Below are 22,045 nucleotides of genomic sequence, written 5' to 3'. Positions count from 1 at the left end.
TCACATTATAAGAAAAATGTCAGGTGCTTCTAGTTATTTGTATCTTAATATTTGATTTACATCAATTCGATCCGTTTTAAGTTTATTCAAGGTTTTCAATTTATTGTACTGAAGAGAATCACCATAGTATTTACGAGATAAGCTCCAAAGTGTGTCACCATATACAACAATATGAATATTTCCTGTTGTTTTCCATTGAGCCACAAAAGTTTTATCTCCATCAATTGTTAATTTAGAACCTGGTTGGTAAACTTTTCCAGTGTTTTTCTCTTTCCACCCCGTAAATGTAAACTCGTAAGTATATTCAATACGACGTGGTTTAGTTGCTGCTAACGTGTAATTTGTTCCATGTTTAGCAGTAGTTTTCCCTGGTACACTCTTAAGTGACAAGAACTCAGATGAAATTTTACTATTGTCAGTTCCAATGAAGTTAATAGAATAGGTTCTTAATTCCCATTGGGCCGTTAAGGTAGTATTATCAGTAACTGTAAACTTACCACCAATATTAGCATTTCCACCTAACGAAGATTTCCAACCTTTGAAAATATAACCTGTTCTTTTAGGAAGCTCAATAGAAATTGTATGGAGCGTTCCATGACTCACTGTTGAAGCATTAAATTGTCCCGTTCCACCATTTAGGTTATACGTTACTGTATATTGTTTCAGTTCCCACACAGCAAGAAGTAATACATCACTTGTCACCTCAATAGAATCACCCGCAAAGTAGATTTTATTATCTACAGAAGATTGCCAACCTTTGAAGTTGTAGCCTTCTCTAGTTGGTACAATTGAACTCACTTGATACTTACTAGCATAATTAACCGTTACTGGACTAACAGAACCATTTCCTCCTGAAACACCGTAGGTAACAGTATATTGATTAATAATCCATATTGCCGTTAATGTTGTATCCTGTTTAATTGTTATGTCATTTCCTGATGTATAAAGCCTACTATCTGAAGATGATTGCCAGCCTTTAAATGTATAGCCAGTTTTAGCTGGTACAACTGAACTCACTTTATGAGTGCTTCCATGATTAACTGTTGCGGTAGTAATTGTTCCTGTTCCACCATTCATACTATAAGTAACTGAATATTTCTTAATCTCCCACTCAGCCGTTAAAGTCATATCTTTCATAACAACAATTTGATTGCCTGATACATAAATTTTACTATCCATTGAAGATTTCCAACCTTTGAATGTATAGCCTTCTTTTGTTGGAATCGTAGCACTAACAGTATGTTTTTCACCATGTTTAACAGTAGCCGAGGTTACAGCTCCTGTTCCGCCATTTAAGTTGTAATTGACCGTATATTGTTTTAGCTCCCATACTGCCGTTAATACAATATCTTTTGTTACAACAAATGAATTACCTACTAAATAAACCTTGTTATCTTGTGACGATTTCCATCCTTTAAATACATATCCCTCTTTTGCTGGAATAATATCCCTCACATAAAACAACTGATTATAACCAATTGTTTCACTATCTGGAGTCTTATCTCCGCCTAGTGAATCGTAAGACACTTGATAACGTCCTGTTTCCCATTGAGCCGTTAAAGTAGTATCTTCCTCTTGTACGTCGATTATATCCCCAACTTTATAAATTTTTCCATCATAGCTATTTTCAAAACCAGTTAATGAATACCCTAATTTTGTAGCCGTTCCTGTTGGAATTTTATATGTTTTTCCTATAGATTGTTTGCTATTAGCGAAGTTTCCAGTACCTCCGTTAAAATCATAAATAATATTAGAGGTTTCATCTTCCCACTGAGCTAACAAGCGAATATCAACTTCACCTGTTTTAATAATCTCTTTAGGCTGATAAATTTTATTATCAACTGAATTTTTCCAACCAACAAAATGAGAATAAACTTTTGATGGTTGATCACTAGCAATCGTATAGTTTCCTAATGCAAAACTAGTATCATTATCAGGAATATTTTGACCTTCATTTCCAATATAAGTGATAGCTATTTCATTCCTTGACCAAACAGCTTCAAATAAAATATTTTCATTTTCTACTTTGATTGTTTCGTCTTTTTTGTATAGCCTATCCCATTTCCAACCTTTAAAGGTAAAACCAGCTTTAGTAGGGTTAGCAATTGAAATTTTGTGCGTAGCTCCTTGAACTTCAGTAACTTCTTGTTTTGTTTGACCATCATCATAAGTTATTATCCGCTTGATAACTTCCCATTGGGCCGTTAACGTTAAATCTTTTGTAATAGTCATAACACTACCAGCTGGCAAAACTTTTCCATCTAGCGAGGATTTCCAACCTTTGAAAGTAAAACCTTCTCTACTTGGATAATCACTACTAATAGTATAAGTTGTTCCAGCCTGTAAATTTTCATTCACAGGGGACTTTATTCCACCGTTAGCATCATAAACAACAGCTATTTTTTTAGTCGTCCAAACGGCTGTAAATACCACGTTTTCAGAGGGTTTAATAATATCTCCTACTTGATACGTTTTACCATCTACAGACGATTGCCACCCATCAAAGAAGTAACCTGTTTTAACTAGTATTTCATTTGATATACGGTAAGATTGACCGATATTTACCTTTTCAGACGAAATACTTTTACCACTTTCTCCCTGATAAGTAATTAATACCTGTTCATTCGATTTCTTTTCATAAAAGAAATCTTTTTCTTCATCAGTTAAATACCGTTTTCCTTTGGAGATATAACCAAAATTATCAGGAATTCCATTAGAAAAAGCATTCTTTGAATCTATTGGTTGAATAAGTATCTCGTCAATATCTTTAGTTTTTGAATCTTGTGTCGCAACCATTTGAGCGTAAATATTAATAGTATCTGTCACACTAAAATTAATTTGATTGACTCCTACAGGTTGGTCATTTTTTAACGCTATATTATATTCGCCTAATTCTCCCCATACAGGTACATAAAATTTACGGCCACCATCGCGTAGTTCATAACGAATTCGATTATCTTTATTTTCTACTTGTTTATCCATGAAGATATTTCCTGTTTTCTTTTCAACATGAACATGCGGCAGCTGAAATGATCTCTTATCTTTTCCATCAAAATCACTACGTAAAGTTTGTTCTAAACGAACGTCGCTCATTGTATCATTCGCTGATACCTGATAAAAACTATCTACCAGCTTAGAATCAACTTGCATGATTAAGTCATAATCAAACCTAGTCTGTAAATCATTTGTATAGGTTGTAGCAAAATCACGTGTAAAACCGTAGCCTGTTTTTTGCTCTTTAGTTTTATTGGTAGGCATATCAAACGTTTCATAATACCTTTTAATATCTTTTCCAACTTCTCGCTCTGTCATAACCACACCTTTAAAACTAAGTGTTTCTTTTTCTGAAGCTTTTATTGTTAAGTTAGCTTCAGAAGATGAATAACCTTCAGTATCAACACTCTCATAGCCTTTAGTGATAAAGGTAGATTTTGAATCAATCTTTTCAATTTTAGCAATGTAAGTTACTTTTTGATTGACTGTTAACACATTGGACGGAATAACTGACTCAATTGTTTCAGGTAAATCTTTAATCGTATAAGGTAGTGATAACACTTTTTTAGATGTACCAGCATCATACACATTAATCTCTACACTCGATTTATTAGCTTCTGTACTGGTTTGAACCCGTTTTGTAAAAATCTTTATAGGTAAACCCTTCTCAGCTTTTCCTGTATAAATTTGAATTTTCTTTAACTGTAATTCAGCCATTTTTTCATTTTTAAAAATCACATCATTATTCCCTGATTTAACCGTGATTGATTTAGGTGTAGCATCAAGTATGTAATTCTTAGGTGCTTTTGTTTCGGTAATTTGTAATTTATCACCTATAGTAGTTTCACCCCATGAAATAGAGCCATTCTTTCCAGTTGTAACCGACCAAGTTTTACCTGTCGTCATATTTTTTACTTGATATTCAGCTCCTGAAAGCCCAGCACCTGTTGCATTATCTTTTTTTATCACGTTACCTTTTGCGGTACGTTTGTAAAAAGTTGCCTTAATATTAGGTATTGTAGTTGGATCATTTTTTTGTTGAATTGATACTAAATTTTGAACATTACTTGATATTGGTAAAAATAATAAAGCATACTTTGATAAAACATTTGTATTTGCACTTAAATTAACAGTTCCTGAATAATCTGCATTAGCTCTTAATTTGAATTGTTGATTTTGATTTAACGTTATCGTTCCCGATTGATAAGTTTTATTATCACTCGTTACTAACGTAATGTTTTTTGGAACAGTTAATGTATATTTAATTCCATTTCCACTACTTACAGGTTTATACCAACTTGTTTCTTGATAAGTATTTCCGCTTTTAAAAGTAGCTGTTTGAACTTTATTTTGAATATCAAATTTACCTTGAGGTGCATCAGGATTCTTAGCTTTATTGTATAGCCATTTTACAGTTGGATCTTCCATTTGAGCCCTATAGGTTCTATGGCCTAAGTACCAATTCAAAGCTACAAAAGTATCAACATAGGTACTTTCTTTTGTAAAATACCCTTTTTGTTCTGCATAATACAGAATATTGTAGACTCCTACATCATAATAAACTTTTTCTGCATACGACTGATTTATTGGCCAAGGTTTATCAGGGTTAATACAAAATGCTGGAATACCATTAATAGTTATCCAGGGTGTAGATGTTTCGTAACCACCATAATATTTCGCTGCTTTTCCTGTACTATTTCCCGTTGCAGCGTTCACATCTTTTGGTAGAAAAAATAATAGACTAATAAAGAGAAAACTTATTAGCCACCATAAAGAAGGCAAACGTCTTAATTTTTTCATTAGGACACCTCACTTATAATTAACTTATTTTCTATCCTACATATCATAAGCAAGCACTCCTTCTCTATTAAATCCTTTACCAATTAAATTACCCATGACCTCAGATGGAATTCCTGTTGTTTCTACAACGGAATTCATACCTACCTGTAAAATCATAGCTACATCTAACCCATTACCACCAGTTACTACTTCAACAGGTGAATTACTACTAATCACACCAACTACGCAACTAGCCCCTTCTTTTTGGCATTCTTGAACCAAATCATCCATAAGCTTTTTGGTCCTCTCATTCATCAAGCTTCACCTCCTTTCTCTAATCTAGAATAAATTTTGGAATAAAAAAGTAGGTAGACTAAATACTCGTCTACCTACTTTTTTATTTATTTCCATTATAATATTCAACACCTGGCATATCTGTAATATCAAAATTGTTTAAATCAACATTATCTAAAGTGCCTCCGTACACATCCCCACCAGTAAGTGGGTTAGTTTGTACGCTATGTTCTGTGTAATTATTTCTTCCAGTACTACTACTAGCTCCACCATTACTAGGCGATACATTACCTGTTGATTGTCCACCACTTGAATAGTTACTATTATTCGATGGTGTCTCATTATAATAATTAGTCGCTGAACCATTAGATCCATTTTCGTTTGATGAATAGTTGTGAGTCCCATTATTTTCGCTAGGTACAGCTACGGAACTACTATTTTGATTATTTTCTTTTTTAGATGGAACAACTGTATAAGAACCATCTTCTTTTTTCTCTACTGTTCCGCCAGTTTTTTTCGCTTCTTTTTCTGCTTTTTCTTTCGCAACTTTATCTAAACGATTTAATTCCTTGTCAACTTCTGATAGTTTCAGTTTTAGTTTTTCTTGAACTTTTTGGTTTTTAACTGCATTTACTTGTTTAACTGTTTCATCATATTGTTTACGAGTTACCCCTTCTTTTACTTTATCTTGAGAAAAAAAGGTTTCGACAGATTTTGTTGCTTCCGACTTTAACTTAATTTGATTACCTACTATTTCTATTTCCTTTTTGACTGACTTTAACCAATCATCTTCTGTTTTAAATCCCTTCAAATCAAGCTCTACTGATTGAACATCTTCTTTAACAATTCCATCAGTTTTTACTTCATTCTCAATGATTACTTCCCCTTCGAATAAGGCATTGAGTTGTTTTTGAGTATCAAGTTTGTTAGCTATTAAATCTACTTGTTGATTGGCATCAGATACCTTTTTAAGAAATACTTTTCGCTCATTATCATCTATATAATCAGCTTTAGAAAATTCTTTTAATTTCTTTAATTGATTAGTATTTTTTTCTAATTGGTCACTTGAAACATTCTTAGATAGATAACCATCTTCTATTACATATGAGTCAATACCTTTTTGAATTACCTTGAAATCAATATTTTTAGTCGTTAGCTCTTGAGCTGCTTCTACACGTTGATTAGTATCATACTGCTTAAATCCAAACAAACCAACAGAGCTAAGAACAATAACTGAACCACCAATTATTAAAGCTTTTTTTCGAGTTCCTAAATTACCAAATCTTTTCAACTCACTCACTCCTATTTTTTAGTTAAGTAACAAAATTAATTAGTTCTAATTATCTTAGAATAACATTTTTCAGCATTATTCTAGTTAATATAAATAACAACTACACAATAGTATTATCAGCTATCAACACTTATTTCTCAATCTTTTTCTTTGCAATAAACTTCTTATAAATGACTCTACCTACTACATAAACCCCTAGATAAACAATAACAAATCCCGTTAAATTCATGGTCTTAACTCCTTTTCATAAGTTTGTCTATTTTTTCTACTTAATACATATAAATCATCCCTGCTTATATATTGTGATTCTTCAACTAATAGCTGGAAATCGCCATTTAAGAAAATGTCTTTTCCCTCACAATTAGCTTTTGTTTTAGCAATATCAATCACAACAGTTGTTTTAAAGTTACTACGTGTTAACAGTGATACTCTACCAATTTCTAAAAAGCCAGCTTTATCAACTAAGCCATTGTTCATAAGTTCATAGAGCTTATTCACGCTTAAATTAATTGACACTAAACGATCCAGCTTTTTTTTCTTTTTTGTAAACGTCAACGTTACTTCTTTTCCAACTGTTAAAAACAGAGTTTTACAATTTTTTTGACTGTTTATAAAAACTCTCTCCTTTCAACATTTTAATACTTTTGTATGTTGTCTATTAGACACCTTTTGTTTACCAAATTTGAAAAGTTAGAACTAAATACATTCGCAAGATTTTTACAATCGGAGAAATCTAACTCCTAAGAAGGCAGAATATTTGCTCGTTATCACTAGAAACATGATAAGTCTTGGCAAATCCTTCTATGTTTTCGGCAGACACCAGTCTTATTTGTATGCTGGTTACGATAAGCTCTTTAGTAGCCGTGCTGATAAGCTTAAAGGGGCGTTCTAATACCCGACTAATATTCAATTAGGCGTTGTAGGCATTTGTCATTAACGCTTTACAACTAAGTTTGCTAATGAATTTAGCAAACAAAAAAAGTCTAAAATTTCATACACTAAGCAACATATCCAAGTAACAAACACAATTGTTTGTTACGGTTATTTCATTTGTTTTTCATTCATTTCCCAATAATTTTGAATGGTTTCTTTGTATTCTTTATCTCTTATTGCTTCAACCAGCACATACAACATAAACGCCTGATCTATTTGTTTTTGCTCTTTTTTTGCGTAACACCAAAGTTTATTGTGACGTGTCGTTAACAATCGGCTGTTTTCATTCAAACGAGAAGCAACTTCGCGTCCTTTTTTGTCATAAAGGATTTTTATCATAGAATAAATATCTTCCAATTTCGAAGCTTCAAAATAAACACGTTTCGCACGATTTCCATTTACAAAATGGGTTGTAAAGCGAAAAGCATTGCCGCCTTTTCTGATTTCCCATACTTGACCATTGAATAATTTAACATCCGTTGTCACTTGATGAAGCTGTTCACAAGAAATAGTTAATCCCTTTGCCACTCATATCACTAGTTCCTTTCTAGGCTTGAATTAGCGAAAATAAAACAAAAAAGAGGGAGAACCCACTAAAACGTGAATTCTCCCTCTGACACTGCTTATACCTCAACAACAATAGATTAGATACATCTTTCACATGTTCATTATTCCTTGAATATCAATACAAAGAAAAAATACACAAATAAAGTGTCAATCTGTTATACTATTATTGTTGTGGCTATAAACTGCAACATCAAAGAGCAACTCCGTTTAGACTGGTTTTTAGTTTAGTCTTAACTGGACCTATCATTGTCAATGACTCTTGAAGATGTCAGTAAACATCTTCAACGACGAGACTTGGTAGGGCTCTTTTTTTGTATAATTTTATAGTTCGACAAAATCATTACCTGTTTACAAGATAACCCACCACATTTTTAAAGTCAAGCACTCAAATAACAAAAGTTTTTTAAGTGTCTCTTAATCTCTAAAATCAATGCTCCTTAACTTATATCGGTGAAATTCACTAATAGTTAATCAAAAGATATATAATTCGTGTTCTTTTTTTCCATTTTCTTAAATAGTTAATCATTTTTAAATAAAAAGATTAACCATAGTTTAAAATGTTTAATTTTAAAACAAGATGCTAGAAAATAACACATCATCAACTAACTTTAATAACATAAAGTAAAATATTCCTCTATACTTCCAACCTCATCCTAAAATAAACCCTACTTCACTAAAAGACATAACGAGCCTAAAGTCTCGCTTGTAGCTTTCAGCAACCTGGTACACCAGCCGTTTTCTAAGGAAAACTCTCGCCTAAAAAATGTTGCTAAAGCAACCCGACTCACTCTTTATAAATATCTTTTCTAAACACTCAAACCAACAAACAGGATTCTAGAATTATGTTATTGGCAGTTCGTCCATTTAAAAATATTAAGTAACTCCCTCAAATAAAAGGATTTCTGAGTGGTCTCTTGTTTCTTGGAATTCAATGTTTTGGACAAATCGAACTAACATAGGGCTATCTTCAAAGTAACGCTTCAGAACGTCCATATAGTGATTAAACAAGTATTGCTTTTTGTTCTTTAGTGTGACGGCCATAGATTTTTTAGTCGCTAATTTTGTATAGCCATTACGGCCACGTTTAGCTTCCACATAAAGACGTTTTTCTTTCTTCAGTTGACGCATTAAATCTTTATACGTACTTTCAGGCATACCTAGTGCTTTACAAATTGTTTCTCGGTCTGTTTGAATATAAGGTCTTGCGGAAGTAGTTTTTTTGTTGATGTAGTTAATTAAATCTTCAGCCCATTCTTTGTAGTGAGATTTTTCTCTTTCTTCTCTAGGTTTTGCGTGTTTTACCCATTTTTCACGTGCCACACGGCCATTCTGACGCACGCTAGGATTATAAGTTGAACCAGTATACAAACTAAGCAATTCCTGAATGAACTCTTTACTTGCTCCCGTGTATTTCCCACTGTAAGCAGACTTAATAATTTTTACAACTTCAGAATCTTTTAAACTGGCTGAATGACCATTAAAATCTTTTAACTCAGAATTAAACTGATCCATTTCGTCGTAGCATTCTTCAAAAGACAAACCACTTGAATAGCAAGCCAAAGAACAGGTGAAAATAGTGTTATTTCGCCCTATTTCACCCTTGTTACCTCTGATTTTAGCCGTATTCATTAATTCTCTATACCAAGATTCATCTACTTGTCGAGCTGTTTTAGCCTTTTTCTTTAAATCTAGCGTGAATTCAAAACTGATTTTGTCCTGGTATTTCATGGACCAGTTCATTAGCTGCTTAAACGAATAAACAAAGTTTGGCTCAAAATGAATTAAGTTTTCTTTAGTTGGCATTCTAAAGATACCGAAGTGATTACACGTCACGTCGATACCAGATAATTGTTCCGCAAAAGAACGTCGTAAGTTGCTTGAAATCAACTTAGCCACGTTTAACGATTTATAGTTATTAGCAGATGAAACAAACATTGGTTCTTCCAGCACGTAGTAAACGTGGTAACCTTTAGGTGTTTTTAAAATGGCTGTTGGTAGTAGTTCGTCTGTATCTATACTTGCCATCATCAAGTCATTTAAAAAGTTAGGATTGTTGGTATCTACGTCTAAAACAAAGCAATTCAAACGAATCAAGTTATTTTCAGAGTGACCATAAACTGATTGTTTGTTATAACCGCCGTACGAAAAGATATTAGGCGTCCAATGTGATAATTTTTCTTGATTTTCAAGAACGCTTTCCAACGAACTCATGATAAACCCTCTTGAGTCAGTCATATGTTCTTTAGTACGAAACCCAAAGACAACACCTTGCTTGTCCTTAACAACTGGTGTTTCTCGAATATATTTATGACGACTATTTTTAGTTTTGTACGTTGTTAGTCCGTTCTTAACGATCAATTCAATTAATTTTTCAACTTGCGACATCCTGATATCCTCCCTTCCTAAAACCTAAAAAAGAACCCACTCATCCCTTAAAAGATGAATCGGTTCTAAAAAATTGGAAAAACAGGCTTACTTTTAAAAAAAGAGTATAAGAAATAAGCCTTTTTACCTTGATTTTTTTCGAAAAAATTGCTATTATCAGTGTAATGAAAATATAGATAAATAGCAGTTCTTCCAAAGAACCGTAAAAAAGTAATCTAACTTAGAATGAGAATTGCCGTTCTCTTTTCTAAGTTTTTTATTTTGCCTAAAATACTAGACTAGTTTCAAATAAAAGTAAAGCTGTAATTTAATCAACTATTACAACTTTATACAACATCACAATATCAAAGTTAATACTTCGAATCAACTACATTTTAATTACTTACTACCCAGATTTTAATTAAATACTACCTAAAGTGATTAAATTTATTAATAAAGTACTACCTATCCCCTTAATTTCTTACTACCTTATTTAAATATTTGTATTAATAAAGTACTACCACAAATCAAATTATATACTACCTTATTTATCTTTCTTTTTAATTACTGACTACCTAATATAATAATTAGTTACTACTTTTAGTAATTATTTTAATCAATTAGTTACTACCTTACTTTTAATTACCTACTACCATCAAACGTATTTACTTACTACCACATCATTTCTAAAAAGATTGATATAAAGGCTAATTTTTCAATTTGCTTTGTATATTCCTCAATTATCTACTACCTATATATGCAATTAGTTACTACCTGATATTAAATTGGGTACTACTTTTTCAACTAAAGTATTTAAAGTATTTACTACTTAATTATTAATTTGGTACTACCATTATTAATGTTATTTTTTAATAACATACTACCTAGTAAATAATAATCTACTACCTTAAATATTTATATATAATCAATTTAGTACTACCATTATTAATGAATATCTACTACTTTAATTAAAATAAATATTTAATTATTTACTACCTTTTATGTCTAAAAGTACTACCATAATTAAGTTTAATTACTTACTACTATTTATTAATAAACAGAATCCTTGCTATTATTAGTCTTTTTATAACATACTACCGTAATTAAATATTGTTTTAATTACGGTAGTATGTTATTATTTAATAAATATATTGAATTATGAAAGTAGGTAATGTTATGTCTGCTACACAACTGCCATTTAAACGTAGTACAAAAGCAAAAATATATAAGATTGGTAACTTTAAAGGTGGAGTAGGTAAAAGTACAACTGCACAAATGTTGGGTTTTGAATCTGCTTATGCAAAAAAGAAAGATACCTTAATTATTGACTTAGATATGCAGGGAAATACTTCAGATGTTATGAATCTTACTCACATGAATTACCACACTGAAGATGGTGGGGGAAATGGTGAACCTTTAGTTTTTGATAATACTATTACAGATGTTTTAATGAATGATATTCCTGCCACAGATGCTGTTTATCAAATAATCGATCACTTATACATTTTACCTGCAAATATGTCATTTGAATTATATGATGACTGGATTAAAGAAAAGAAACCAAATTCCATAGATCAATTTAAATACATGGAAGAAAAATTAGCACCACTTTTTGAATTATTTGATGTCATCTATATTGATGTGCCACCATCAATATCTGTCTATAGTAAGTCCGCTATGTATATGGCAGAATGGGCAATTGTAGTACTACAAACGCAAGTTAAATCAATGAGAAATGCTTTACAATACTTAGAATACATGGACTTTTTTGTTGAACAGTTCGGTAGTCCATTATATATTGCTGGGGTACTTCCTTTTATGCTTGAGTCTGGGGACAGTGTAGATGTTGAAATGTATGAGCAAGCTAAAATAATTTATGGAAAACACTTACTTGAAAATGTAGTTCTAAAAAATGCTCGCTTAAAAAGATATGATGGTTCAGGAATCACAACCGAAAAAACCAAAAGTGGTCAATTAAAGCAATGGGATAGAAAAGCGCATAATTTATTTCTAAATATTTTAAACGAAATAGAAGTACATGAAAAATGGTATAAGGAGTAATACATATGGCTAAACAAACTGATATAAAAAGCTTGAGTATTTTTGGTGGCGATAATCCTGGTCTAAAAAAAATGAGAGAACAGGCTAATAAAGAGAAAAAAAATGTTGCTGAAGAATCCACATTAATTGAAGTTACAGAAAGTTTAAAAATTGATAATGAAACATTAAAAGAAACTAATGATTTAAAAAAAGAACTTCCTGCAGCTAACGAAAATATAGATAAATTCAAACAAGATGATGAGCATACTATTAAGGATTCAAAAAAACAAATAAAAAATCCAAAGGGAGCGGGAGCTCCAATAAGACAGTTTGATAGGGTATATTCTGCAAAATCACCTTTAAAGTTATCTGCCTTATTAAATTCTACTTCCAGAAATTTAGTAGAAAAATATGAAACGCAATTATCACGTGATGAACTTTTAAGGAAGGCTTTAGATGAGTATATTAGACAACATCTGTCACTCGAAGATAAACATGAACTTTATCATGCGGTTCTTAAAGATCTAGAAATATTTAGAGAAAAATTCCCAACAATACCTGAAAAAAATCAGCGAAAAGAAATCATTCGTGATGTGTCAGATATTGAACAAGAAACTGAGATAGAATTAAAGAGAAGGTGGGGCATAAAATAATTATAGTAGTAGATAATTAAAAAACAATTAACTACTACTGTAATTTATTTTATTTCAGATATTAGGTAGTACTTAATTGCAAAATTAAGTACTACTTCATTTTGATTATGGACACTAATAACGATAATCTACTATTGTTACTAGTGTCTATAACTTTAAGTCCAATATTAGTAATTATATCAATGTAAGGTACAAACGTATAAAACACATTTTTTAATTAAAGTAGTACCTAATTACTTGTAAGGTAGTACTTAATTAAGTAAAACATTGAATACTCCGAAAATAAAGTAATTCTTTAATAAATCACCATTAAAAAACTTAAATAATATATGTAAATACTTTAAGCCCGTTACGATTTCTATAATAGTCTTTTATTCATTGATTCTACTCTTAAAAATTTGTACTACCTATTTACTACGTATTTGATAGAATTTTTGTTGTACTAGCTACTTCTTATTATATAAATCATTTACACTTGTGCAAAAGTGTAAATGTATAGATATCCTAAATATTTTGCTGTTATCAAATGAGTAGAGGAGCGTTTCTTGAATTAGAAAAGTAACAAATACTATTGAAATTAAAATACAACTAAAATAATTTCATTAACAAATGATACTAAGCTTAACAAAATGACACTAGAAAGGACGTGTTATCATTGGGGACTTACACTAGTATTCGTGGAGTTGTAAAAGTTAAAGGAGAATATCTAAAAATAGCAGATGAATTCTCAAAAAATGAGCTATCTGGACAAGAAACATCTTTTGTTAAAGAATACTTAAAATCCATTCAGAAGTAACTCTATACCTAATAATAATGACCTTCAGAGAGTTTTTAGAAACGAAGAATCTTTTTTTGATAATCGAGTGGAAAAGGATATTCTATATTTTAAATATGACCTAAAAAATTATATTGACCGTAACACAGGATTGACACCAGTTGAATCTTTTTTTAAAAATATTCTTGAAAATATAGCTGAAGAAATTTTGTTGTTAGAAGAAAATTCAGATGATTATATGTCTGTTAATCAATATTCTTTTTCGTTAGAAAAAGATCCAAAAATAATAAAGGTTAATGTTACTAATTATGAAAATGAAGATTATAGGAGTCTGATTCCGCCTTCAGAGCCGCAAGATAATGATTTTTTTTTTGGAATTTAAAAAAATTAATAACCTAGAGATATTCAAAAAGTGTAGATTAGTAAAAATTAAAAATCGCTAGTCTTTAGAAAGTGGTAGGAAAGAGTGGTTCAATTAAATATTAATATAGAAGAATTTTCAATTGTTTAAATAGCTGAAGAATAAATTATATAGCTCAGAAATTTAAAGACACCTGATCCATTTAAAATTTATTAACATGATAGTGTCAGCATTAATATAACTATAGTTACTACTAGTAAAAAAGCCTTCAGAATTGTTCTGAGGGCTTTGAATTATTTATAGTTAACATAAGCGACGTTATACTCAGTTATTTCTTACTCTATTTTTGAAAGTTCCTGTAATAAAGAGTTTAAAAAAGTAATAATGGAAGTATCAATGTTTAAGGAGTGAGTAAAATGAGTGAATCTATCCTATCAATAAAATTAAAAGAATATAGAATTGCTAATTCTCTTACTCAGCAAGAATTAGCTGAAATATTAGATGTTAGTGATAAGAGTATATCTAAGTGGGAGTTAGGTGATACTTATCCTAGTAAAAAAAATGTGATAAAAATATCAGAGTTATTAGGTATATCTATTGAGATATTGCTGATAGAAGAAATAGTTGAAGATAGACAAAAAGAGAATAAATTAACTAGATATATAGTCCCTGTATTGCTAGTTAGTGTTTTTATTATGACAGTATTGAATCTTGTTAATGTGAAAACTATCCGGCATCAAGCTGATGAAATAACTGAAAAAAGTAATGAAGTACAAAAGCAGAAAAAAGAGTTGGACAAATTATATAATTATACAGTAACCTTTGTTTTAGCTCCCAAGACACCATATACTGACTTCAAAGAGTTTATTGAGAATTATATTAATAATCTAAATAATGAGATATATGTATACAACGGAGAGGACCACATAGTTCTTTCATTCAACATGGGAGCTCATAATAATGATGAAATGGAATTTATTTTTCAAGAAATAAAAAGAGAAGCACCAGGGTTAACTAATTCAGAATACCATGCTACTCCTTAGTCAAATAGTTAACATAAGTGGCATTATACCGAGTTAAATTGAAATGATATAATTAAAAAAATAAAAATATCGGAGTAACAAAAAATGAATGATAAATTGACATATGACACTTTATTGAAAAATAAAAATGACTTGGAATTAGATTTCTTAAAACAGACTGATAGTGAACTATGGATTAGATTGTTTCAAATTGAAAAAAAAAATAAAAAGGTTAATAGAAATGTACCCCAAATAGAATTATATTTTGAGAATTATATTTCTATTCATATTGATGATGAAATATATGCTCCGTACACTCCAGGATTTAAAGGTCATTTATTTAGAACATATAAACAATCTGCTATGCTTGATTATGTAAAAAATGAAACAATAGCGATTCCTTATTTAAAAGCTTCGCATGGGTTAGCAAAATCAGAAAAATTAAAACTAACTCATTACGAAATTTGTACATTCAATAGTATTATTTCTGTAGTAACTGAGAATGAGCCAGAAGTGAAAATAGTTATTTAACTACTTGCTTAACATAATCTCTATTTAACCAAGCAGCAACCATACCAAGGTATTCAGACGACAACATTGTGAATCTGAAAAGGTCTACTTTAAAGTAGAAAGCAAAACCTTATTAAATTGAGGTTTTGCTTTTTTTTGACTTAGTGAAATTATGTTAAGGTGAATATGGGAAATTGTTATTGTATATATCATATTAAAATTAATAATTTTAGGATTGAAAATATTAGGTCAGAAACTTAAAGATACCTGAGCCAAGTAAAATTTATTAAAATGATAGTGTTAATATAAACTATAGTTACTACTAGTAAAAAAGTCTTCAGAATTGTTCTGAGGGCTTTGAATTATTTGTAGGGTAGAGTTAACATAATCACGTATACCTAGCTAAATCAAAACAATCAAATATACACTTGATTATTGTGGTCTGTTTCTGTATAATCAAGTGTAAACTTGAATGAATAATTTTGGAGGAATAAATATGACAAATGAAATATGTGAGATTACTTGTATTCATGAGGAGCAAGTAACTAATTCAAAAGAGAGATTAAAAAATACTAATAGCAAAGATCTAAGTTCTTTATTTAAAATTTTATCAGATGAAAATAGATTCAAAATATTACATGCTTTAGCTTACGAAGAGCAACTATGTGTATGTGACGTAGCCAACATTATTGGAGCAACTATGGCAAACACATCACATCATTTGCAATCATTAAAAAAATTAGGTGTTGTCGATAGTAAAAAAATAGGCAAACTAGTTTATTATTTTAGTTCTGATGATAGGATTGTTGAATTGATAAATTTAGGAAAACAACTAGAAAAGGGTGATAGTTATGAGTAAAGAAACTTCCAGTAAAACATATCGAGTAGAGGGATTAAGTTGTACGAATTGTGCTGCTAAATTTGAAAAAAATGTTAAAAGCATTGAAGGCGTAACAGATGCAAAAGTAAACTTTGGTGCTGGAAAAATTAAAGTTGAGGGAACATCTTCTATTCAAGAAATTAAGTCTGCTGGAGCTTTTGAAAATCTAATTATTCAAGATGAGGATAATCAAGAACCTGAAGAAGTACAAAAAGATTCTTTCTTAAAACGTAATTGGACTTTAGTTATTTCAGTAATATTAATAGCGATAGCTTTTTATTTCAGAGCTACTGCAGGCGAAAACGATATTATAACTAAAAGCTTATTTATATCAGCTATTGTTATTGGTGGATTTAGTTTATTTACAGAAGGAATTAAGGATTTATCTAAATTAAACTTTTCAATGGAAGTTTTAATGACAGTAGCAATTATAGGAGCATCAATTATTGGTGAATGGGCAGAAGGTTCAATTGTTGTTATCTTGTTTGCTGTTAGTGAAGCTCTTGAACGTTTTTCAATGGATAAAGCAAGACAATCTATTCGTTCGTTAATGGATATAGCACCAAAAGAAGCTTTGGTCAGAAGAGACAATGAAGAAAAAATGATAAATGTTTCTGATATTCAAATTGGAGATATTATGATTATTAAACCAGGGCAAAAAATAGCTATGGATGGAGTAGTCATTAAAGGACATTCTGCTGTTAATCAAGCAGCAATAACGGGTGAGTCTGTTCCAGTAGAAAAACAAATTAATGACGAAATTTTTGCTGGAACCTTAAATGAAGAAGGTATTTTAGAAGTAGAAGTAACTAAACATGTCAATGATACGACTATAGCTAAAATTATTCATTTAGTAGAAGAGGCACAAGGAGAACGTGCCCCAGCACAAGCTTTTGTTGATAAATTTGCCAAATATTATACACCATCTATAATGGCTATTTCTGCTCTAATAATAATTATTCCACCACTATTATTTGGTGGCGATTGGAATACATGGTTATATCAAGGCTTATCATTATTAGTTGTTGGTTGTCCATGTTCATTGGTTATTTCAACACCAGTTTCAATAGTATCTGCTATTGGAAACTCTGCAAAAAATGGCGTGTTGGTAAAGGGAGGTATTTATCTCGAAGAAATCGGAGAATTAAAAGCAATCGCTTTTGATAAAACAGGGACTTTAACTAAAGGTACACCTTCTGTAACAGACTTTGTTGTAAGTGATACAAATCAAGAAAAACAGTACTTATCTATCATTTCAGCGTTAGAATTTCTTTCTCAACATCCTTTAGCTTCAGCCATTATTAAAGAATCTGATAAAAGAGAGTCAAACTATCAAATGATCGATATTCTGAATTTTAAATCAGTAACTGGTAAAGGAATTAAAGGTGATTATCAAGGGACAACTTATTTTGTTGGAAGTCCTAAATTATTTGATTCAGAATTAATTAAGCAAGCTAGTATCATGAAAAATTATGAGAAGTTACAAGAACAAGGAAAAACCGTCATGATTTTTGGAACAGAACAAAATATTTTGGCAATCATCGCAGTTGCTGATGAATTAAGAGAGTCAAGTTCAGAAGTAATCGCTAAGCTTCATCAGTTAGGCATTGAACATACAATTATGTTAACTGGTGACAATATCAGAACAGCTAAATCAATTGGAGAACAAGTTGGTGTGACAGACATTAAAGGTGATTTAATGCCACAAGATAAGTTAGATTATATTAAAGAGCTTAAAGAAAAATATGGTAAAGTGGCTATGGTAGGTGATGGAGTAAATGATGCTCCTGCGTTAGCATCAGCAACTGTTGGAATTGCAATGGGTGGAGCTGGAACGGACACTGCTTTAGAAACAGCTGATGTTGCCTTAATGGGTGATGATTTACAAAAGTTACCGTTTATTGTTAATCTTAGTCGAAAAACATTAAAAATTATCAAACAAAATATTACTTTCTCTTTAAGTATTAAATTCTTAGCTTTATTACTAATTATTCCAGGATGGTTATCACTTTGGATTGCTATTGTTGCAGATATGGGAGCAACTTTATTAGTAACACTTAATGGATTGAGATTGATGAAACAGAAGTAAGAAATAGTTATTTAACCCTTAGGTAGACATAATCTGATGTCATACCAAGTCAAAACATCCTGGCGGATTTCAACAACAATACCAACCCATTCAGATGATAATATTGTGAATTTGAAAAGGTGTACCCAAAAATAGAAATCAAAACCTTTGTTTAAAAAGGTTTTAATTTTTTTTCGTTTTTTTTCGTTAATGAAATTATGTTAAGGTGAGAATTGAAAATATTAGGTCAGAAACTTAAAAGTATTTGAGCTATATAATTTTTGTTGATTTTATTAAAAAATTAAAGTGTAAAAAACATATGTCCATAAAATCTCATTAAATATATAAGGTAAGCCTTTTCATTTAATAACGCTTTCTTTATATGTGATAAATTAATTGTAAGGAACGATAAATTCCCATAATTAGTTTTTAACACTTAAAGATTATTATTGAATCAAATAGTGAACGCAGCAACTTAAAGGAAAACTAATTAGCATGTACAAAATAGGCTACGTGTTGGAAGATTAAAAGATCTAGAAGTAATATCAGAAAGGCGTGAGAATTTGAAAAAATCCTTACTAATAATTAAATGGCCTATCAAGTGTGAATAAGTCAATCGACTGTTAAACCGAATGACTAGAAAAATCCTTGATAGGTTTATTCTTTTTAGATTGATGTTCTCTCAACCTAATATAGAAATGATAAATAGAAATGATAATAAGTATAGTGCTACTCAATAATTTAAAGGAATGTTATGCAAATAACTAATTAAATTTTTTCACTAACTTTATATGAATATTTTTTATAATTTTGTCCATTAAATCAGTGTTAAAACAACAAATACTATTTTATTGAAAAAAATAGTGACAAACATATTTGTAAATATATATAATCAATGAGCTATTTAAAATAAATTAAATAGACAATTTTATAAGGAGAGAAGGAATGAATAAAAAGAAAAAGTGGTTTAAAAGGGGAATTTTAAGTAGTGTTGGGATATTGTTGGGATCTATTTTTATACCTTCAACACTAGTATTTGCTGAAGTAACAGATGTTCCAAAGAAACCTTTCGCTGAATCTCAACCTTATTTGGTAGATTCGCAGGATACATCAACTGACGATAAACCTACTGAAATACTAAGTGAACGGACAGAAAATGAAAAAGTTTTAGATAATCATGATGGAACGTTCACCAAACAGATTTATCAAGAACCAATTTATACAACTAATGAAGATACTGAACAATTAGAAAAAATACAGCCAGAGTTAACAGATAATGATATTAATGTTAGTCCTGTAAACGTTGACATTAAGACTCAATTTTTAAAAGTAATGGAACAAGGGTTATATCAAATTGTTGGAAAAGAAAAAGAAATGATTTCTTTTTCTTTTAAGGGTGCTTCAGAAGTATCTAGTCTTAAAAAGAATTCAACACAATCAAATGAGACTAATCAAGAAGAAATTCGTGGTGAAAGTATAACCACAGCTGCAATTGATAAAGAGATTGAAATTACTGAAAACGAAGGATTATATAAAGAAGTATTACCAAATGTTGATTTTAGACAAACAGTTTTCAATCAATCTGTGAAGGAAGATTTCATTTTAAATACGTCTAATAATTATAATACTTATTATTTTGAGTTAGACACACCTCTAAAACCAACAGTTGAGGAAACTGGTGAAGTTACATTCAAAAATGACAAAGGTGAAATTATCTATGAAATACCACGTCCTGTGATGACAGATTCAAATTTTGATGAAGGTTTAGGTTCTGGAGAGATTAATGAATCGTTGAATTTTGAGATTTTTCACTTATCAGGAAATATATATCAGTTAGCATTACGTGTGGATTTAGAATGGATTCAATCTGACGATAGAGTATTTCCAATCTATATTGACCCAAGTATTACCTATAATAAATTACAAGATGCTAATGCACGACAAGCAAATGCTACAGTAAATTACAGTGGCTCAAGTCTTTGGCGCCCACAATTAAAAGCACATACTTTGTGGATAGGTAAATACGGTGATACTCAAAGTAACCAAGCATATTTTAAAGCAGATATGAGTAAAATAAATCAGGCTACAATACAGTCTGCAAAGTTTAAGGCATACAATATCTGGCATTCATATGATAATAAATCTAATGAATTATCTTTAAACGCTGTTAATCAAAATTGGGACCCTAAAAAGCTAACTTGGAATAACAAACCTAGTCATACATTTATTAGCAAAACAAATGTAAAAAAAGCTCAGTGGGCAAACTTTGATGTAACAAAGCTTGTTCAAGATTGGACCACTGGTAAAAGAGCTAATCATGGAATTAGTTTAACTACTTTAAATCAAGATGATCATTGGAAGCAAGTTATAGCTGCTGAAAATACAAACAATGTTCCCTATTTTGAGATTACATATGCTTATAACAAACCAGCTAAACCAACTGTAAAAGGCGTTGCCCATAATAATCAAAAAACAGGACATTTAGAAATCAATTGGCCAAAAGTAGCTGGAGCTACTAGCTATCAAGTAACTATTTCAAGTGGAAAAGAAGATATAGCTTTTCCTGTAGGAAATGTCACTAGTTTTTCTACCAAAGGAAAAGGTATTTATCCGACTGAACAAGAAATTCAAGATGGCGCCACTAGATTTAGAACAGATGGTAAAGGAACGGACTTGGCTCTAGATCCACAACCATTTTATGAAAATGTTCATAATTCTGGAGCCACATCTAGTTTAAAAGGTGTTTCAGGTTATGATGTTCGAGTAATAGCTATCTATCCTGGCGGAAATAGTCCTAGCTCTGATTTTGTTCGAACTTATTTACCAATAGGAGAAACAAAAGTACCACTTGCTAAAGCTTATAGTAATATTTCTCAAGAGGAAAGTGGCTATGTATCTTTAAATTGGGAAGAAGTTCCATTAGCAGATGGTTATGAGGTATTAGTCTTCAATGGAAAAGAGTATCAAACATTTGATGTTGGGAAGAAATTTTCATGGACTACTCAAGGAAAAGGTATTTGGCCAACAAAAGAAGAAATTAACTCGGGAAAATATCTTTTACATACAGATGGTAAAGGTACTGAATTAGCAAAAGACCCTAGACCTGTTTACAAAAATGCGGATACTAAATACGCTACAAATATGAATTATTGGTTCCGTATAAAAGCATACAGAAAAGACAATAAACATGAAAAAAGTGCTTGGTCAGCAGCAGCAATGCCCGTACTTCCAGAAAGCCAAGCTGATAAGCTAGGTATGACGGATTTTGGAACAAGTATTCCAGTTCGTGGAGGACAAGTGAATGCATTGAATGGAAATTTGATTTTAACAGAAGAAGATTTCAGTATCTCTGGTCGAGGTAATTCAATAAATTTAGTAAGAACATACAACCTGAATAATTCATAGCTTTAATTCTTTGGTACATTTTATTGAAATATGTATCACTAATATCCCTATCAACTGATTTTGACTAAAAAGTTACTTCAAACATTCACTGTTCAAAAATATTGAGGAA

At 30.8% G+C, this 22,045-nt stretch carries 15 protein-coding genes; 9 read left to right on the top strand and 6 right to left on the bottom strand.

Annotated features, from left to right (window positions below; genetic code table 11):
- Positions 1-33: 33 nt before the first annotated feature.
- The 6 genes from ACODH8_RS12410 to ACODH8_RS12385 form a co-directional block, all read right to left on the bottom strand.
- Positions 34-4,794 (bottom strand): InlB B-repeat-containing protein, encoded by a 4,761-nt coding sequence (locus tag ACODH8_RS12410; protein WP_420021005.1) that lies wholly within the window; start codon positions 4,792-4,794, stop codon positions 34-36.
- Between the two features lie 36 nt (positions 4,795-4,830).
- Positions 4,831-5,091, bottom strand: coding sequence for a hypothetical protein (locus tag ACODH8_RS12405; protein WP_420021004.1), 261 nt, complete (start codon positions 5,089-5,091; stop codon positions 4,831-4,833).
- Between the two features lie 79 nt (positions 5,092-5,170).
- On the bottom strand, positions 5,171-6,358 hold the full coding sequence (locus ACODH8_RS12400) for a hypothetical protein (RefSeq protein ID WP_420021003.1): 1,188 nt from the start codon (positions 6,356-6,358) through the stop codon (positions 5,171-5,173).
- Positions 6,359-6,583: 225 nt separating this feature from the next.
- Positions 6,584-6,913: a hypothetical protein gene (locus tag ACODH8_RS12395; protein WP_311877491.1), complete on the bottom strand. Its 330-nt coding sequence runs from the start codon at positions 6,911-6,913 to the stop codon at positions 6,584-6,586.
- 486 nt (positions 6,914-7,399) lie between these two features.
- Complete coding sequence (locus ACODH8_RS12390; RefSeq protein WP_420021002.1) at positions 7,400-7,819, bottom strand: hypothetical protein; 420 nt, start codon at positions 7,817-7,819, stop codon at positions 7,400-7,402.
- A gap of 912 nt (positions 7,820-8,731) precedes the next feature.
- On the bottom strand, positions 8,732-10,243 hold the full coding sequence (locus ACODH8_RS12385) for a primase C-terminal domain-containing protein (RefSeq protein ID WP_420021001.1): 1,512 nt from the start codon (positions 10,241-10,243) through the stop codon (positions 8,732-8,734).
- Positions 10,244-11,398: 1,155 nt separating this feature from the next.
- Here ACODH8_RS12385 and ACODH8_RS12380 point away from each other — a divergent pair.
- From ACODH8_RS12380 to ACODH8_RS12340, 9 genes are all read left to right on the top strand, one after another.
- Complete coding sequence (locus tag ACODH8_RS12380) at positions 11,399-12,283, top strand: ParA family protein (RefSeq protein WP_167807658.1); 885 nt, start codon at positions 11,399-11,401, stop codon at positions 12,281-12,283.
- 5 nt (positions 12,284-12,288) lie between these two features.
- Entirely contained in the window at positions 12,289-12,915 is a 627-nt protein-coding gene (locus tag ACODH8_RS12375; RefSeq protein ID WP_420021000.1) for a hypothetical protein, read from the top strand.
- A gap of 655 nt (positions 12,916-13,570) precedes the next feature.
- A complete protein-coding gene (locus tag ACODH8_RS12370) occupies positions 13,571-13,711 on the top strand; it encodes a hypothetical protein (protein ID WP_420020999.1) in 141 nt (46 codons plus the stop codon).
- Between the two features lie 67 nt (positions 13,712-13,778).
- Positions 13,779-14,072 (top strand): hypothetical protein, encoded by a 294-nt coding sequence (locus ACODH8_RS12365; RefSeq protein WP_420020998.1) that lies wholly within the window; start codon positions 13,779-13,781, stop codon positions 14,070-14,072.
- A gap of 395 nt (positions 14,073-14,467) precedes the next feature.
- Positions 14,468-15,094, top strand: a complete 627-nt coding sequence (locus ACODH8_RS12360; RefSeq protein WP_420020997.1) for a helix-turn-helix transcriptional regulator — start codon at positions 14,468-14,470, stop codon at positions 15,092-15,094.
- An 84-nt stretch (positions 15,095-15,178) separates the two neighbouring features.
- Positions 15,179-15,604, top strand: a complete 426-nt coding sequence (locus ACODH8_RS12355) for a hypothetical protein (RefSeq protein WP_117974266.1) — start codon at positions 15,179-15,181, stop codon at positions 15,602-15,604.
- Between the two features lie 475 nt (positions 15,605-16,079).
- A complete protein-coding gene (locus ACODH8_RS12350) occupies positions 16,080-16,442 on the top strand; it encodes an ArsR/SmtB family transcription factor (protein ID WP_167800656.1) in 363 nt (120 codons plus the stop codon).
- Positions 16,435-18,552 (top strand): heavy metal translocating P-type ATPase, encoded by a 2,118-nt coding sequence (locus tag ACODH8_RS12345; RefSeq protein WP_420510856.1) that lies wholly within the window; start codon positions 16,435-16,437, stop codon positions 18,550-18,552. Before ACODH8_RS12350 ends, ACODH8_RS12345 begins: the two co-directional genes overlap by 8 nt.
- 924 nt (positions 18,553-19,476) lie before the next feature.
- The gene (locus ACODH8_RS12340) at positions 19,477-21,936 is read left to right on the top strand and encodes a DNRLRE domain-containing protein (RefSeq protein ID WP_420517752.1); all 2,460 of its coding nucleotides are present in this window, start codon (positions 19,477-19,479) and stop codon (positions 21,934-21,936) included.
- The last annotated feature ends 109 nt before the right edge of the window (positions 21,937-22,045 follow it).

It is taken from the genome of Vagococcus fluvialis (assembly GCF_048815235.1).
GTDB lineage: Bacteria > Bacillota > Bacilli > Lactobacillales > Vagococcaceae > Vagococcus.
Note: the sequence above shows the minus strand (reverse complement) of the source record. Positions and strands in the feature narration are given on the sequence as shown.